Source organism: Cryobacterium cheniae (assembly GCF_004403395.1).
GTDB classification, from domain to species: domain Bacteria; phylum Actinomycetota; class Actinomycetes; order Actinomycetales; family Microbacteriaceae; genus Cryobacterium; species Cryobacterium cheniae.
The window spans coordinates 42,245-58,261 of the sequence record NZ_SOGN01000033.1; the positions used below are offsets into that span (position 1 = coordinate 42,245).

18 protein-coding genes and 1 tRNA gene are annotated in these 16,017 nt (G+C 63.1%); 3 read left to right on the forward strand and 16 right to left on the reverse strand.

All coding sequences use genetic code 11. The features are described from left to right. Positions 1-79 precede the first annotated feature (79 nt). From E3T23_RS05895 to E3T23_RS05905, 3 genes are read right to left on the reverse strand one after another with little or no spacing between them, the layout of a single operon-like run. Complete coding sequence (locus E3T23_RS05895; RefSeq protein WP_134369456.1) at positions 80-934, reverse strand: SDR family oxidoreductase; 855 nt, start codon at positions 932-934, stop codon at positions 80-82. Continuing rightward, positions 934-1,368 (reverse strand): MarR family winged helix-turn-helix transcriptional regulator, encoded by a 435-nt coding sequence (locus tag E3T23_RS05900; RefSeq protein ID WP_206750239.1) that lies wholly within the window; start codon positions 1,366-1,368, stop codon positions 934-936. Before E3T23_RS05900 ends, E3T23_RS05895 begins: the two co-directional genes overlap by 1 nt. Positions 1,369-1,382: 14 nt before the next feature. Further along, complete coding sequence (locus E3T23_RS05905; RefSeq protein WP_134369458.1) at positions 1,383-2,015, reverse strand: NAD(P)-dependent oxidoreductase; 633 nt, start codon at positions 2,013-2,015, stop codon at positions 1,383-1,385. Positions 2,016-2,271: 256 nt separating this feature from the next. Between E3T23_RS05905 and E3T23_RS05910 the strand changes: the two genes are divergently transcribed. From E3T23_RS05910 to E3T23_RS15795, 3 genes are all read left to right on the forward strand, one after another. Beyond that, a complete protein-coding gene (locus E3T23_RS05910) occupies positions 2,272-2,487 on the forward strand; it encodes an AsnC family protein (RefSeq protein WP_134369459.1) in 216 nt (71 codons plus the stop codon). A 160-nt stretch (positions 2,488-2,647) separates the two neighbouring features. After that, a complete protein-coding gene (locus E3T23_RS05915; RefSeq protein WP_134369460.1) occupies positions 2,648-3,634 on the forward strand; it encodes a serine hydrolase domain-containing protein in 987 nt (328 codons plus the stop codon). A 456-nt stretch (positions 3,635-4,090) separates the two neighbouring features. After that, the gene (locus tag E3T23_RS15795; protein WP_255570672.1) at positions 4,091-4,219 is read left to right on the forward strand and encodes a hypothetical protein; all 129 of its coding nucleotides are present in this window, start codon (positions 4,091-4,093) and stop codon (positions 4,217-4,219) included. A 215-nt stretch (positions 4,220-4,434) separates the two neighbouring features. Here E3T23_RS15795 and E3T23_RS05920 read toward each other — a convergent pair whose 3' ends face one another. The 13 genes from E3T23_RS05920 to E3T23_RS05980 form a co-directional block, all read right to left on the reverse strand. Continuing rightward, positions 4,435-4,713 (reverse strand): HPr family phosphocarrier protein, encoded by a 279-nt coding sequence (locus E3T23_RS05920; RefSeq protein ID WP_134369461.1) that lies wholly within the window; start codon positions 4,711-4,713, stop codon positions 4,435-4,437. 64 nt (positions 4,714-4,777) lie between these two features. Continuing rightward, entirely contained in the window at positions 4,778-5,041 is a 264-nt protein-coding gene (locus tag E3T23_RS05925) for an HPr family phosphocarrier protein (protein WP_134369462.1), read from the reverse strand. Positions 5,042-5,047: 6 nt separating this feature from the next. Continuing rightward, positions 5,048-5,410, reverse strand: coding sequence for a PTS glucitol/sorbitol transporter subunit IIA (locus tag E3T23_RS05930; protein WP_134369463.1), 363 nt, complete (start codon positions 5,408-5,410; stop codon positions 5,048-5,050). Positions 5,411-5,514: 104 nt separating this feature from the next. Continuing rightward, on the reverse strand, positions 5,515-6,546 hold the full coding sequence (srlE, locus tag E3T23_RS05935) for a PTS glucitol/sorbitol transporter subunit IIB (RefSeq protein WP_134369464.1): 1,032 nt from the start codon (positions 6,544-6,546) through the stop codon (positions 5,515-5,517). Positions 6,547-6,557: 11 nt separating this feature from the next. Further along, positions 6,558-7,136 carry a PTS glucitol/sorbitol transporter subunit IIC gene (srlA, locus tag E3T23_RS05940; RefSeq protein WP_134369465.1) on the reverse strand — a complete coding sequence of 193 codons (579 nt, stop codon included), beginning with the start codon at positions 7,134-7,136 and terminating at the stop codon, positions 6,558-6,560. 3 nt (positions 7,137-7,139) lie between these two features. Further along, positions 7,140-7,592 (reverse strand): transcriptional regulator GutM, encoded by a 453-nt coding sequence (locus E3T23_RS05945; protein WP_134369466.1) that lies wholly within the window; start codon positions 7,590-7,592, stop codon positions 7,140-7,142. Then, a complete protein-coding gene (locus E3T23_RS05950; protein WP_134369467.1) occupies positions 7,589-9,526 on the reverse strand; it encodes a BglG family transcription antiterminator in 1,938 nt (645 codons plus the stop codon). Before E3T23_RS05950 ends, E3T23_RS05945 begins: the two co-directional genes overlap by 4 nt. Positions 9,527-9,549: 23 nt before the next feature. Beyond that, a complete protein-coding gene (locus E3T23_RS05955) occupies positions 9,550-10,353 on the reverse strand; it encodes a sorbitol-6-phosphate dehydrogenase subunit (protein ID WP_134369468.1) in 804 nt (267 codons plus the stop codon). Positions 10,354-10,551: 198 nt separating this feature from the next. Continuing rightward, positions 10,552-12,288 carry a glucose-6-phosphate isomerase gene (pgi, locus tag E3T23_RS05960; protein ID WP_134369477.1) on the reverse strand — a complete coding sequence of 579 codons (1,737 nt, stop codon included), beginning with the start codon at positions 12,286-12,288 and terminating at the stop codon, positions 10,552-10,554. 375 nt (positions 12,289-12,663) lie between these two features. Then, the gene (locus tag E3T23_RS15910) at positions 12,664-12,858 is read right to left on the reverse strand and encodes a helix-turn-helix transcriptional regulator (protein ID WP_134369469.1); all 195 of its coding nucleotides are present in this window, start codon (positions 12,856-12,858) and stop codon (positions 12,664-12,666) included. A 196-nt stretch (positions 12,859-13,054) separates the two neighbouring features. Next, positions 13,055-13,126, reverse strand: a tRNA-Gln gene (locus tag E3T23_RS05970). Between the two features lie 125 nt (positions 13,127-13,251). Beyond that, a complete protein-coding gene (gene gltX / locus E3T23_RS05975; RefSeq protein ID WP_134369470.1) occupies positions 13,252-14,772 on the reverse strand; it encodes a glutamate--tRNA ligase in 1,521 nt (506 codons plus the stop codon). 11 nt (positions 14,773-14,783) lie between these two features. Next, positions 14,784-15,773, reverse strand: a complete 990-nt coding sequence (locus E3T23_RS05980) for a LysR family transcriptional regulator (protein WP_134369471.1) — start codon at positions 15,771-15,773, stop codon at positions 14,784-14,786. Positions 15,774-16,017 lie beyond the last annotated feature (244 nt).

Consider the following 16,017-nt stretch of genomic DNA (forward strand, 5'->3'; position numbering starts at 1 on the left):
ACCGGACGCAGCAGATCCTGAGAGTCGCCGGACGGCGTGCGGAACGTTGTTCCCTACGGGGTTTCTCGCCGACGCGCGATCACCCCCACACCTGGCGATTGTCGCTGATGTACTGATGGAGGGTTGTGGCCGGTCGGCCGGACAGTGTGCGCACCTTACGGTTCGGGAAGGCGGAGATGTTCAGCCGCACGACGCGGTGGATCATCTTCTGCACCGCGATGTAGTCCTCGGGGAGGTTGTCGGCAGCCAGTTGAGCGAGGTAGAGGTCCTCGCCGGGTCTGGCGTACCGGATCGGCCGGCCGAGCACTTCGGTCATGATCGCGGCGACATTCCGGTAGGTCAGGCTCTGCTCGCCGGACAGGGTGTACGCCTTTCCGACGTGGCCGGGCTCGGACAGGGTCGTGGCGGCGACCCTCCCGACGTCGCGTGCGTCGATGAATGCAGTTCGTGACCTTCCCGCGGGCACGAAGATCTCGCCGCGTTCCCTGATCGGACGGGCGTAGGTCGTGGCCAGGTTCTGCATGAAAAAGTTCGGGCGCAGAAAAGTGGAGGGACTTCGGGTCTCCCGGAGGTACTGCTCGACCGCGTGGTGGGGTGTCTTGCGGTTGACCTGCACACCCTGCAGGGACAGGAAGGCGATCTGGCGAATGCCGCGCCGGTTTGCCGCATCGATCACCCGGAAGAGGGTCCGCTGCACGTCGGCGATCGCCGGCGGTCGCATGAGGAAAAGCCGGTCCGCGCCCTCCAAAGCGTCGTCCAGTTCAGCGGGGTCCGTGTCGAAGGAGAACTTCCGGGTCACCGCCGGGGAGGGCAGACGGCCTGAATCGGACGGTTCGCGGATGCCGGCAATCACCGGTTGCCCGAGCCGGAGAAGGTGTTCCACCACGGCCGAGCCGACCGTCCCCGTGGCGCCTGTCACGAAGACCGCACCCATCAGGATCCCTTCACCTGCGCGAGGAGTCCCGCAAGGTCGGTCAGTGCGTCGTCTGTCAGCGTTTCGAACCAGGGTGCGGCGCGCTCGACCACCGCACTCTCGAACGCCTCGACCTGTGAACGCGCGGATCCGGTGAGCCTGACGAGCCGCAGTCGTCCATCCTGGTCGGATGCGAATCGCTCCACCAGATCACGCTCGCGCAGCTGGTCGACGATCTGGGTGATGGCACCCGGGGTGACGTGCAACCGCGCGGCGAGCTGGCCCGGGGTGGGAGCGCCCTGCGCGTGAGCAAGGAGGAACAGGACATCCATCTGGGTGCGAGTCAGAACCGTACTGCCGAAAAGAGTCGATCGCGGGTTCGCGAGCGACCGCGACAGACGAACGACCGCCGCCAGCACCTCACCCACCTCCTTGGACCGGTGAGAGGGCGGCACGTTCGGCGATTGTGTCATGCGCTCACGAACGGCATCTGCCCGATAAAAGTGCGATCCACAACCTGGGTGAGGATGAAATCAGCGAGGTCGTCTCGACTGATCTGGGTGCTCGCATCAACGCCCACCCATCCCACCCGGTAGGTGCCGGTGCCCGGCTTCACGGTCAGCCGCGGACCACGGACCACGGTCCAGTCCAGCCCGGACGCCTCGAGCACTCTGAGGTGCTGCTCGGCATCGGCGAGCACGTGCCCGGCCAGGGTCTTCAGCAGGAACCTGATGACGCGGTCGGCGGGACCGGGCCGGTCGAGCGAAGCGGATAGCCCGCCGCCAGACAGGGTGACGATCCGATTCACGCTGTGCCTCCTCATCGCGTCCGCGATGAGCTGGGTACCATCGGCCTGCAGCGTGGGCGGCGAACCTTTGACCTGCCCAAAGAGGCTGAGCACGGCGTCCGACCCCGCCACCGTCTGATCCACAGCATCCGCGTCCAACACGTCACCGCGGATAACCGTCAGAGCCTGCGACGTCGTTGCGAGCCTGGCCGGATCACGCACCAGAACCCTTACCTCGAATCCCGCACCAAGAGCGCGGGTCAGAACGCGATGACCGGTTCGACCGGTCGCACCGAACAAAGCAATCACTGTCATACGGCTTAGTTTAGTCGCTAAACGTTATGCCGGATGCTGCATGTTCCGCCGGAATGACCGCTGGGCCATCCAGCGACATGCCAGCCACGATTCTGGTCACGGCGGAGGTGCGAGGCACGCCTGCCGAACACACTCTCGACACCTTCCGCACGGCTGCTCCTCGCGAGTACCCCTTCACGCCCCTTGCGCTCACCCTCAAAAATGGGTGGCCTGCGAGCCGGAGGCATACGGAACTATCGTCAACTAGTATTGACGAATGCAGGCGGAGAGATTGAAGACACTCGTCGAAGCGATGGACGGCAAGGGACCAGCTGAAGCCCTGCAAATCATTGCCGAGCTCCATCGGGAGTTAGGGCGCAGTGAGGCAGGCCTCGTTCGCAGCGCTCGCCAGGCCGGGCTTTCATGGGAGGCCATTGCTCAATGCCTCGGCGTCACCAAGCAGGCAGTCCACAAGAAGCACGGCAAGCGGTAGCACGCAGCCGCAGAGTCACTCCAGGTGCCACCGAACGAACGGCGGCGTCAACTGACGTTGACTTTTTGCTAATGGGTCGCCTATGGTTTGATCAAACGCATCGTCAACAAAGGTTGACGATGAGCCGACCGACGCGCGATCGTGCGGAGAGGAAGCATCCATGGTCGCTCAATGGCGTGGGGACACTGCACTTATTCGTGCTGTGGGCCGCGTCTTCCGTTCCACCGGAAGAGCCGCAGTGGCAGTGATTACCCCTCAGGGCGAATCGACCGCAACGGTGGGTACTGACCACCAGTCCACCTTCGAGATTGGGTCAATCTCAAAGGCGTTCACGGGCATGTTGTATCGAGACGCGACGGAGCGCAGTCTCGTCTCGCAGACGGCGGTCCTTCGCGACTTGCTTCCGCTTGAGGGCCACGGAGAGGTGGGCTCAGTGAGCCTCAGTTCCCTGGCCATTCACCGTTCTGGTCTTCCGGGCTTACCGCCAGGGATGCATCTACTTCGCCGCACCTTCGACTTCTGGATCCGCGGGCAGAACCCTTACGGCGATTCGCTCGCTGATCTCCTCGAACAGACTCGCTACGTGCGAGTCGGCACCCCTCGTCCCCGGTACTCGAACCTCGGTTTTCAGTTGCTCGGGCACGCCGTGGCGAAAGGAGCCGGGACTACCTACGAACGGCTCCTGCGGGAGGTCCTGGGCGAGGGATTCTCGACGCCCGCCCGTGCGGAGGACCTTGGGCCGGCGGATCTGACAGGATTCAGTCGGTTCGGACGCCCACTGCCCGCTTGGGTAGGTGAGGGGCTCGCGCCGGCAGGAGGCATCCGCGCGACCATAGGCACCATGCGCGGCTTCCTCCGCTCAGTCCTCGACGGATCGGCTCGCGGTCTTTCCGCGCTCGAGCCAGTCTCAAAATTCTCACCCAGGGTCGGTATCGGTGCAGGGTGGATCACACTCGATTTCCAGGGCCGCGCGATCACATGGCACAACGGCAGTACCGGGGGGTTCAGCAGCTGGATCGGGCTCGACCGAGATGCTGGTGTCGGAGTTGTTGTGCTCGCGGCAGCCCATGGGTCCGTCGACAGACGGGGATTTCGCCTCCTGACGGACTTCGTGAATTCCCGAGGAGGTGCCACCGTCACTCGCTGACCTGCGGGACCCGTTCCTCCTACGGCGCAACCCCGAGTACGTGGCCCGGGCTGGTGACGCGGTGAATTGCGGGTGAGCGAAAACCAAGGGCACTGCGATCAGTGGCACTTAGTCATTCGCATTGATCTCCGCTGTTTGCGTCTTCACGCCCTGTCTCAGGAGCCGAATGGCTTCGGTCCGACGCCATGCAGCAGCCGGTGCTCCTATCCGCGGGAGGGCCCCTGATTGGTCCACGGCACGACGCTACGCGATCGGTTCCGAACGCGCGAGGCCGCGCTTCCCCCGCCATCCTGACAACAAAAAGCCCCCCGCGTTTCCGGGGGTTCTCACTGCTGGGATACCAGGATTCGAACCAAGTCACCCGCACGTAGTTCACCCACAGGGGAGCCGCGTCGTCTCCGGCGTCGACGCTCGTCTTGTGATTGACCATGTGATCGCCTTGCTTACAATTCATCCTTGACTGCGCGCAAGTATCGAATCGGCGGTGCGCCCAGTCTTGGCAACGCCGCCCGCGATCTTGTCCAGCAATCGGCACTCCTGGTGGACGTGGATGAGCGGGACGGCAGCACCTTGATCAGCCATTAGAAAACCGCGCCTTGCAAGGTGGTCAATCGCAGTGGAAGACCAAGCGGTCGACCCTGGCGACGTAATTACGCGGCGTTGAGGCGTTCCGGAATTGCGGCCAAAAGTGATTGCGATCAATTACACGCTTGGAAGCACCAGTGGGCAACACGGGGTGGTCTTAGCCGAGCAATGTCCGCTAGCTAATTAGATGTGCAGGACGCGGCGCCGCGCGGACGTTATGCGGCGTCGAGGTCCCTTTCGAGGATCTTGACGAGGGAGTCGAGGGCCTCGTCGGCTCCGTCGCCCTCGGCACGCAGCACAACCACGTCGCCGTTGGCTGCACCCAGGCTCATCAGCGACAGGATGCTCGAGGCATCCATCGCGTCTTCGGCCGCGTCGCCCTCGAGGGCGATGGTGACCTCTATGGTCAGTCCGGCGACGGCCGCCGCGAAGATGGACGCGGGGCGGGCGTGCAGGCCGACGCGGCTCGCGATGGTGACTTTACGTTCGGACATGGTTCTCCTTATTGGTGCCCGGCGAACGCCGGTGCGATAGTGCGAAGGCTGCCGGTCGTCGTATTCAGGCGTCCGTGGTGGACTGGATCATCGCAGCGACGGCGCCGACAGCTTCGACTTCGTCCGTGCCATCTCCGAGAATCTCGATTTCGGTGCCGACCTGGATTCCCAAGGCCAGTACCGCGACAATGCTGCGCAGACTGGCTGTCTCTCCACCCCACCGGAGGAAGACGCTGCTGCTGAAATGGCTGGCGGCATGGTGCAGGCGATGTGCAATTGCGGAGTGGATACCGTGCGGAAGGCGCACAGTCGCGCGTTGCTGGAACACGGGTCTCTAGACCTGGATTGTGATGACACTGCCGACGTGTAATTTCGGCGGCGTTCCGGCCTCGACGTAGACCGAGCCGTGCATGCGAGCCTCAGTGGCCCCGTTGAAGACGACGGTGATGTGTCCGAGGCCGTCCAGGTTCTGCCGCGCAACTTCTCCGACTGCCGTGATCCTGAAAGGTTCGTCGTCAAGATGAAGGTGCTGCCCGGGCTCGATGGCCGCGGTAGACGCGTTGACGTCGACGATGTAGCAGTAGTCCTTCAGAGTGTCCGGCGCCCCCAAGCCGAAGAGGATGAACATCCCCTCGCCGAGAAAGGAGTCGACCTCGTCGCCAATTTCGCCGACGGTGGTTGAATAAATGACTGACATGGCTGTGCTTTCCGTTCGTGTAGCGGTGGGTGTTGAGCTTCGGAGGTGCGGAAGACCCGCCAGGGAGGGACCCTCCCGCGGTGAGGGTCCCTCCCTGGCGGTCCTCAGACGTAGAGTCCGATGCTGGCCAGCCAGGCCAGCGCGACGCGGGGTGCGCCGGTGATGAAGCGCGAGTACAGGACCGAGGGAACGCCCACCTCCACGGTTTCCGGCTCGGCCTCGGCGAGTCCCAGCCCGACGGGGATGAAGTCGCAGGCGTTCTGGGTGTTGATGGCGAACAGGGCTGGGAGTGCGAGCCCCGGCGGGATGTTGCCCTTGCCGATCTCCACACCGATGAGCGTACCGATGACCTGTCCGATGACCCCTCCCGGGCCCAGAAGAGGCGAGAGGAATGGCAGGGAACAGATGAAGCCCAACAGAATCAGCCCGAGACCACTCCCGGCAAGGGGGGCAAGAAAACCGGAGAACCAGTTTCCGAAACCGGAACCTTGAATGATTCCGATCAGCATGGCGACGAAGGCCATGAAGGGGATGATCGTGTGGATCATCGTCTGCACCGCGTCGCGGGCAGCCTGGTAGAAGGTGTTGACTACCTTGCCGGCGCCGAGCCCGATCTTCTGCACGAACGACTGGTTGGGTCGTGCGGCGAGAGTCTCAGAGATCTTCTTGTCGGTCGAGTACTTAAAAGTCCTCTCGGCCACATCGCCGTCCCCAGCGCTTATTCTGGCGGATGACGAACCGGCGATGTTGGCGCCGACCGCAACCAGACTTCTGACCTGGTCGAGCCCCACAGCGGAGACGTAGATGTCCTCGTGTATGTACTGCATGAGAGGGCCGGAGCGACCGGTGGGCATAATGTTGATCGTCGGTATGCGCTTCTTCGGGTAGATCCCGCAGCGCAGGGTACCTCCGCAGTCGATGACTACGGCGAAAGTTTCATCGTCGGGCACCGACGTCTTGAATCCGTTGATCGGTTCCGCGCCCGTGAGCTCGGCAATCTTGTCAACGATGTCAGGCTTTGCCCCACCGCCGGTGATGTAGACGAGTTTGCTTTTCTTCTCCGTGGGGGTGACGGTGAGCGGGCCGCCGAAACCGCCGCTTCCCTTGTTGATCACCACTCCGTGATATTCGACCATGATCCTTCTCCTTAGGCCTGGACCGTCGCGGCGTCCTGGGTGTGGACGACCTTGCTGAGTGTTACGCCCTGCTGCTTCGACACGATCTTCGTGGTGAGGTCAGTCACCCACCCGCTGAGGAAGTTGAGCACGAGGCCGACGAGCAGGTACCTGATGGCCAGCGGGCCGGCGTCGAGGCCCAGCTTCTGAATGCCGGCAGCGATGCCGAGCCAGATGAAGAGTTCACCTGGATTGATGTGCGGGAACACTCCGTTGCTTGTGTGGCAGAAGAAGGCCGCACTCGCGAAATAGCTGGGCTTGTACCGCTCAGGCAGGAATCGCCCGAGCGAGTGCACCATGGGGTTGGCCAGCAGGAACGACCCAACGAAGGGCAGAACCATGTATCGCATGAGCGGGTTGCCGCCGGCCTTGCCGGCGAAGGTGTTGATTCGGTCCTCACCAACGAGCCGAATCAGCGAGTTCATTGCAATGAGCAATAGTAGAACCACCGGAACGATGGTCTGCATCCAACCGATGAAGGTCTCTGCGCCGGTCTCAAACAGGCCGATGAAAAGCTGTGCGCCTTGCACGAGAATGCCAAGAATATCCACAGCTCACTCCTTTCTCTTTTTGAAGACGGACTTGATCTGCGTCGTCAGTTGGCCCAATGGGCTTTCTGGCTCCGCGACGGTCCCCCCTGCCATGATCGTGATGTAGTTTTCACGTGCGGTTTCCGTCGCCTTGCGAACGCTCTTCGGCTGGCGCCGACAGTCATCCGCAGAGGTGGACCGAATGTTCTTGCCCTCGAACCCCGGAAGTACCCGGAACTTCGAGAAGACTGTGACCCCGGAGATTCTCCGGCTGTCGAGAATGTCACCCGCGTCGTCGACGCAGTGCATGACGATGGCACCGGAGGAGAAGGCGCCCTTCTTGATGCCGATGGCGACCTTCCCCTTCCGTCTCAGCTCACCGTAGGTGACCGTGAAGCTCTTCATTTGAATGATCGCAAGGCCCATTTGCAGGATGTAGGCGACGCCCAGGGCGACCACGATCGGCCAGAAGTTCATCTCAGTTCCTCAGGTTTGTAGGACGGTAGGGGTGTTCTTGCCATATGAAAGAAGAAATCCTCGTAACTCGTGAGGCGGGAGATCTGGTCGATTTCCGACCGATTGCCCGCAAGCCGGATGATCTCGTCGTAAACTTTGACGAGCATGGTGTCGTCGTAGTCCGACTTGTCGGGCAGACCCATCAGGAAGATGACGCGCACGCCGCTGTCCCCGGGGGGCCTGGGCACGACACCCATGGCGAAGACGACTTTGCTGCCCAGCGCGTTCGCCAAATGAGGGAATGCAACGTGTTCATCGAGCACCATGGTTGACTTCGCTTCCCGAACGAGAAGGCGCGTCTTGAACCCGCTATCGACCGCACCCTGTGCGCAGAGTCGATCGACCATGATCAGGGTGTTCTCTAGATAGGTCTTCTCTGGCGAGAGGATGAAGAATCGGCTGCGGTCGAGGATCGAAACAAGCAGGCTGTGGGCCCCGGCAGCAATCGGGATGTCCACCTGCTTGTCGTAGCGGAGCTGATTGATCTTGCGCAGGAATTCTCGATTGTCGAAGAACTCGCTCAGCTCGATAATGCTGGTTGTGGTGACCAGTTCGGACCAGGCGGTCGTGACCACGAGATCGAACCGGTCGAGGGTGATGGCATCGGCGTCATTCAGGGTGAGGATCTGGTACTCCGTTCTTCCCGACATGACTTTCTGCAGTTGGGTCTGAATCAAGCGGGCCGAGACGAGTCCCGCCGTGCTGACGATCGCGACGCGGTAGCTGGGTTCGCTCTGAGCGTGCTGTTCCTCGAGGAAGACCTGGAAGTACGAAGCGATGAAGCCGAGTTCGTCCTCGATCACCGTCAACTCGGTCTCCCGCTCGATCACCCGCTTCGCGACCTCCGCCATCCGGAAGGCAACCGGGTATTCGGACTCGATGTCGTGGAGTGACAGATCCTTCACGTAGACGCGGTATCGCATCCGGTTCTGCATGAAAGTGATGTGATAGACGAACTCCTTCAGGAGGGCATCCGCCGGGACGTGCAGATCCATTTCCGATTTGATCTCGTCGAGGATCTTCTGCACCAGGTCTGTGTTTTCTGAACTGGCGGGGAACTGCTTTCGACCCAGCTCGTGCGACGGGGTCCGCATCCCGGCGATCGGAAGTGCAAGGAAAATCGATTCCTCTGCCGGGATGGAGATCTGGATCCGACGCCCGATGGCATTGATGACTGTGTCGGCCAGCCCGAACGCCGGCGTGTTCTTCAGGCTGAGGTATTTACCCGGCATCCCGACTAGTGCGTGATCGGTGAGCACCCGGTCGATCATCACGGTGAACCAGCGTGTAAAGGATTCCGTCGTCCCCGGGTCGAGATGGTACTCCTCAGCGGCATCCTCGATGATTTCCACGAAGTCGTCGTCCAACGGGTAGTCGGAGTAGACCGCATCGAACATGTTCTCGAGCACAAAAAGCCGAATCTGCAGCTCGTCCCCAACGAGTTCGATGCCGACATTCGGGATGCCGGTGATCCGCAAAGCATAGGGTGAAAGTTCTTTCTTGAGCCGGCTCAGGTCCGCGACGACCGTGCTTCGACCAATGCACATCTCTTCGACGAGATCATCGATGAGGGTCGGTGCTGCCTGACCGATCAAGCGACGAAAGATGTACCCGTAACGGTTGGTCGGAAGATTGAAAGAATCAATCCGCTCGCAAATGGTGTCCCGCACCTGGCTGAACGACTCCGGGTCACTGATGAAGAGGCGATATCGACCGTTTTCCATCTCGATCGCGCCCGACGCTGATATGAGTCGGTTGAGATCGCGGATATCGTTCGTGATCGTCTTCGGCCCGACGCCGAAATGAAGCGCGAGAGCCTCATTCGACGCCGAGAGCCGGGTTTCCAGGTATCGGATGATTTGTGCGGGCCTGCTGAGCTTGCGACGGTTGTCCACGGTGACCTTCCGCCCAAAGGGGATTAGCCTCTGGACTTTCCTCCGCTGATGTTGATGGTGGTGCCGGTTATGTAGGAGGCCCGTTCGGAGACCAGGTACACGACGAGGTTGGCGATGTCGCTCAATTTTCCAGGCCGTCCCAATGGGATGACCTTGGAATAGTCGGTTGCGAGCTGCTCGGGCTTCACCCCTCGGGTGTAAGCGAGTGCATTGTTGTAAACCGGAGAGGTCAGCCCCGTCGGTTCATTGATTCCGGGGGCAACGCCGACGACCCTGATGTTCTGCGCGCCGAGTTCCTTCGCCCACGACCTGGTGAATCCATTGAGGGCGCTCTTCGTGGCGGAATAGCAGCTCTGGCCGGTTGAACCCTCCATGCCGGCTTCGGAGGTGATGTTCACGATCGTACCTCCACCGTTTTTCAACAGGGCCTTCGTTGCGGCCTGGGTGGAGAGGAATGCGCCCTTGACGTTCACTCCGAACATGAGGTCGAAGTCCTGCTCATTCAGCTCGTAGTCGGGACGTTCTTCCTTGGCATCGACCAAGAGCCGCGGCAGGTTGATGCCGGCGTTGTTGACCAATGCGTCGAGATGACCGAATTCCGTCACGACCGACTGAACCATTTCAGACACGCTCGTCGCTTTCGTGATGTCGCACTTCACGTTGAAGATGCCCGTTTCCGGGTCAGTGCCTGTTTCGACGCAAAGGTCGCTAACCGCGACCTTCGCTCCGACTCGGACGAGTTCACGGCTGATGTTCTTGCCGATTCCGGATGCACCACCCGTGACGATGACGACTTTTCCTTCGAGCCCGAGCCATGTATTCGACATTGCATCTCCTGTTGATTCCCGTGCGTGACAACCGTGTTACTTCTTGGTTTTCACAGTACGGCGGGGACTGCGACAAATTAATACAGCCATTTTCCTGTCGGCTGAAATGCTCTGTAGCAGCCCCCGATGCGCACAGGCCCGGAGTGCTTCACCTATTCTGACGGTCTCAGGCGGCACGACATAGGTGGTCTTTTCCGATCAGTTTCGGAGCTTGAGGTACTTTGCGATCAGCGACTTCGTTGACGAGTCTTGAGATTGCAGGGCGTCGGCGTCACCCTGAACTGCCGGAGTGACTTGGAGCGCGAGCTGCTTGCCAAGCTCGACACCCCATTGGTCGAAGGAATCGATACCCCAAATGATGCCCTCGACGAACACGATGTGCTCATACAGCGCGATGAGCTGACCGACCACGCTCGGCGTCAGGGCCGGCGCGAGGATCGACGTGGTCGGCCGGTTTCCGGGGAATGTGCGGGCCGGGACGATTGACTCGTCAGTGCCATCGGCGCGCACCTCATCCGCTGTCTTGCCAAATGCGAGCGCCTTGGTCTGGGCGAAGAAATTCGCCATGAACAACGCGTGCACGTCCTGGCCGGGCTCAACAGAGGCACCGTCTCCCGCTTCGTCCTTCAGCGGGTGAGCAGGATTCGCGACCGCGATGAAGTCGGCCGGAACCATTCGCGTGCCCTGGTGCAGAAGCTGGTAAAAGGCGTGCTGACCATTCGTACCCGGTTCGCCCCAGAAAACCTCGCCGGTGTCGATCGTTGTGGGTGACCCGTCCCAGCGGACAGTCTTCCCGTTGGATTCCATTGTGAGCTGTTGCAGGTAGGCCGGGAATCGGTGGAGATATTGCGCGTACGGGAGCACGGCGTGGCTTTGGGCCTTGAGGAAGTTGGAGTACCAGACGTTGAGGAGGCCCATCAGGACGGGCACGTTCTGGTCGATGGGTGCGGTCCGCATGTGCTCGTCGAGGACGTGGAAGCCGGAAAGGAACTCGCGCCAGTTGTCGGGGCCGATGGCGATGATCACGGAGGTGCCGATGGCGGAGCAGATCGAGAAACGACCGCCGACCCAGTCCCAAAATCCGAAGACGTTCTCGGGATCGATGCCGAAAGCCGCGACCTTGTCCAGAGCTGTCGAAACGGCGACGAAGTGCTTGGCGACGGCCTCAATGCGGGCGGCGTCTGTATCGTCGATGGCGCCCGTGCTAAGCAGCTGGTTCCAGAGCCACTCTCGCGCCAAGCGGGCGTTCGTGAGCGTCTCGAGAGTGCCGAACGTCTTTGACGCAACGATGAAGAGGGTGGTCTCAGGGTCCAGGCCCGCCGTTTTCTCATAGACGTCGACCGGGTCGATGTTCGAGACGAACCGGCACTCGAGGCCTTCCTGCACGTACGGTTTCAGCGCTTCGTAGACCATTACGGGGCCGAGGTCGGAACCGCCGATCCCAATGTTGACGACGGTCGTGATCGGCTTGCCCGTGATCCCGGTCCAGGTGCCGGACCTCACCTTTTCCGCAAATGCGTACACCTTGTCGAGTGTGGAATGGACGTCGGCGTCAACATCCTGACCGTCGACGACGAAGCCCGTCGGCGGCACGAGGTCGGCGCCGTCCTTCGGCCTGCGCAGCGCAGTGTGGAGCACCGCCCGGTCTTCGGTCACGTTGATGTGTTCACCAGCGATCATGGCCTGGTACCGTCCGGCCACGTTGATCTCCGTCGCGAGCTGCACCAGGTGGGTCAAGATCTCCTCGGTCAGCAGATTCTTCGACAGGTCAACCGTGAGATCGGCTGCTTGAAGGGTGAACCGATCGGCTCGTCCTGGGTCGGTGTCGAACCAACCGCGGAGATCAGGAGAAAAGCCCGCGGCGAGCCCGGCGAGCCCGGCGAGCCGGCTCCAGGCTTCAGTGGACGTGGGATCAATTGGGGCAGTTGCGGTCATTGTGTCTCCTGAAGGCCGAACGATAAAGCTGAAGATTGCCCGCGGCTCCCGCAGCGCAGCGAGGCGGACCCTTTCAAGCCTATTGCTGCACTTGCCGCTTTCGGACGTGATCGGGGAGGTGGGCACACGGGCTCACATATATGGAGATCGAACCGCCGCCGCCCGGCTACGGAGGCCGCGCGGGCACCGCGGCGGCGATCTAAATTGATCTCAGCGCCGTCGGTATGGGCACGGGCTTTCTCTTCGGTGTCGGCCACCGCAGCGAGGCGATGCAATGCTCCGCCATCGTCCCGGCAAGATGCGCAAGCTCGGTAGCGTCCGCTCGGAAGGATTCCGACGACGACGGTGCCCAGCTCTCCAGCGGGCATATGCGGCCTAGCCATGTCGGTGCTCCCTGGCCCAAGCGAACACGTCCTGAAGGTCGTACCGCACATGCCGGCCGAGCTTCGAGTTCGGCGGCCCTGTGTGCGTCAGGCGCCAATCTTCCAGCGTGCGCTCGGGGAGTCGAAGCAACTCGGACAGTTCGTGCTGGGTGAGGAACGTCGGAGTAACCTGCGTTGTCGCGTCCATACCCAGAAGGTGCGTAGGCGCTACCGGGAGCCATCCGCGTGAGCCGTGACAGATCAGTATTTGTCCGGGCCGCACGACAACCCAGTACTGCTGCCTGGGGTATCTGGTGTCGTATCTGGTAATTCGGCCCGTTTCGGGCCTCAAAGGAGGGATGGGCGATGGGTGATATCGCCGCAGAATCCTGCGCCTGCTACTGCTGGGGTACCTGGACTCGAACCAAGAACAACTGAACCAGAATCAGTCGTGTTGCCAATTACACCATACCCCATTGCCCATTCAACAGAACGGGCCGACTCGTAACTCTAACCCACTCTGGAGGCCCGGACAAACTCAGAGCCGAAATAGCCGGCGGCTCACCGGGGCAGACCGAGATCGGCCTGCCCCGGTGACGGCTCACTCGAGAGTGCTGGCCGCCAGGCGCGCGAGCCGCAGCACGGACTCCGCCTTTCCGAGGATCTCCATCGACTCGAAGAGGGGCGGCGAGATGCGACGGCCGGAAACGGCGACCCGCAGGGGGCCGAAGGCCACCCGCGGCTTGAGCGCGAGCCCGTCGATCAGCGTCTCGGTCAGAGTCGTGTGCACGCGGTCGTGGGTCCATTCCGCTTCGGGAATGTCGAGCAGCGCGGCCGTGGACGCGGCGAGGATCTCGCGCATGTTCTTCGGGAGCGAGGCGAGGGCATCCGGCTGGTAGACCAGCGAGTCGCCGCCGATGAACAGGAAGCCGAGCATGCCGGGCGCCTCGCCGAGCAGGGCGATACGTTCCTGCACGAGCGGTGCGGCGGCCTCGAGGATGGCCTGCTGCACCTCGCTGAGGGGTTCGCTCACATCACCGGCGGCCACCAGGTACGGGATGACCCGGGCGGCGAAGTCGGCCGGTTCGAGCAGACGGATGTGGTCGCCGTTGAGCGACTCGGCCTTCTTGAGGTCGAAGCGGGCCGGGTTCGGCAGCACGTCGACGACGTCGAACGCGGCGATCATCTCGTCGATCGTGAACACGTCGCGGTCGCTGCTGAGCGACCAGCCGAGCAGCGACAGGTAGTTGACCAGTCCCTCGGGCACGAAGCCGCGGGCGCGGTGGTGGAACAGGTTCGACTCGGGGTCGCGCTTGGAGAGCTTCTTGTTGCCCTCGCCCATCACGTAGGGCATGTGCCCGAAACGCGGTACGAACGTGGCCAGCCCGATGTCGATCAATGCGTGGTACAGCGCGATCTGGCGCGGCGTGGAGGAGAGCAGGTCTTCACCCCGCAGCACGTGGGTGACGCCCATCATCGCGTCGTCGACCGGGTTCACGAACGGGTACAACGGATGCCCGTTGGGCCGCACGACGACGAAGTCACTGAACGAGCCGGCCGGGAAGGTGATCTCGCCGCGAACCAGGTCGTCGAAGGAGATGTCCGTGTCGGGCACCTTGAGGCGGAGCGCCGGCGAGCGACCCTCGGCGCGGAAGGCCGCCTTCTTCTCCTCGGTCAGGTCGCGCTCGAAGTTGTCGTAGCCGGCCTTGGGGTCGCGGCCGAGGGCGACGTTGCGCACCTCGATCTCCTCGCCGGTGGCGAAACTCTCGTAGATGTGGCCGGAGGCCTTGAGCTGCTCGATCACGTCACGGTAGATGTCGTAGCGCTCGGACTGGCGGTAGGGGCCGTGCGGTCCACCGACCTCGACGCCCTCGTCCCAGTCCAGGTGCAGCCAGCGCAGCGCATCGAGGAGTTGCACGAAGCTCTCCTCGGTGTCGCGGGCCGGGTCCGTGTCTTCGATCCGGAAGATGAATGTGCCGCCGGTGTGCCGGGCGTAGGCCCAGTTGAAGAGCGCCGTGCGGATCAGCCCGACGTGCGGGGTCCCGGTCGGAGAAGGGCAGAACCGAACGCGGACGTCGGTGCCGGTGGCGGTGGAAAACGGGTGCGCAATTGTCTCAGACATCACCTCCGATTCTAGTTGCCTCCACGCGAGGGTGCGGCGGAAGAGACAGGAGGTGCGGCGGGTGGTGCCGTGTCCGGCGAGGCAAGCGCTGCCAGTCGGCGCAGCGTGGCAGCGATGGCCGGCACGCCAGCGGCCCCGACGACCGTGACGGCGTGCAGGGTGCGGTGGTCGCGGCCGAGGGTCGGCCGGATGGCGACCAGGGGCTGCGGGCCGACGGAGTCGAGGGCCAGGGCGGGCAGCATGGCCACCCCGAAGCCGGCCGCCACCAGGCCGAGCACGGCGGCCGCGTTGTCGGTCTCGTAGGAGATGCTGGGCGTGAATCCGCGGTGACCGCAGAGTTCCAGCAGATGGCCACGGCACCGTGGACATCCGCCGATCCAGTTCTCCTCGGCCAGGTGGCCGAGGTCGACCGCGGAGTTGCCGGCCAGGGCGTGTGCGGCCGGCAGCACGAGCATCATCTCGTCGCGGCGGAGCCGGGTCACGACGAGGCCCTCCGCGCTGGCCCGGTGGGGGTCGACCCGGTCACCGGGGTAGCTGAAGGTGATCGCCAGGTCGGCCTGGTTCTCCCGCACCAGGGCCACGGCTTCGGGCGGCTCGGCCTCGAGATAGGTGACGCTGACTCCCGGATGGCGGCGCCGCATCTCGGCCAGCAGGCGCGGCACGATCGTCGCCGAGGCGGACGGGAACGCCGCCAGCCGCACCCGGCCGGCGCGCAGGCCCCGCAGTTCGGACAGTTCCCCCGCGGCGGTGTCCAGGGCCCCGTTCACGGTCGCCGCATGCCGGGCGAGCAGGCGGCCGGCCTCGGTGAGCCGCACTCCTCGGCCGACGCGTTCGATCACGGCCAGGCCGATGCGCTGTTCGAGGCGTTTGAGCTGCTGGCTCACCGCGGGCTGGCTGTAGCCGAGCGCGGCCGCGGCCGCGGTGATCGAGCCGTAGTCGGCGAGGGCGCCCACGACGCGCAGCATGGTGGAATCGAGTTCGGGCGACGCGTTGGCAGGCATACGCCAACCATAACCGGTGCTTATGGTTTTCCTCAGCTACTGGTTATTGTCGAATGGATACGCTGGTCCCATGCTGGAGGGATGATCCAGAGCGACTCCCCCGAGCCCGGCGCGGCGCCGCCTTCCCGTTCGACGCTGCCTGCGCGGCCGGACCGTGTGCCGGCGCGGCCGTCACGTTCGGTGTCGCCGGCGCCGGACCGCATCGGGGTGCGCGAGGCGCGCGCCCGGTTCCGCGGCGGGCGCG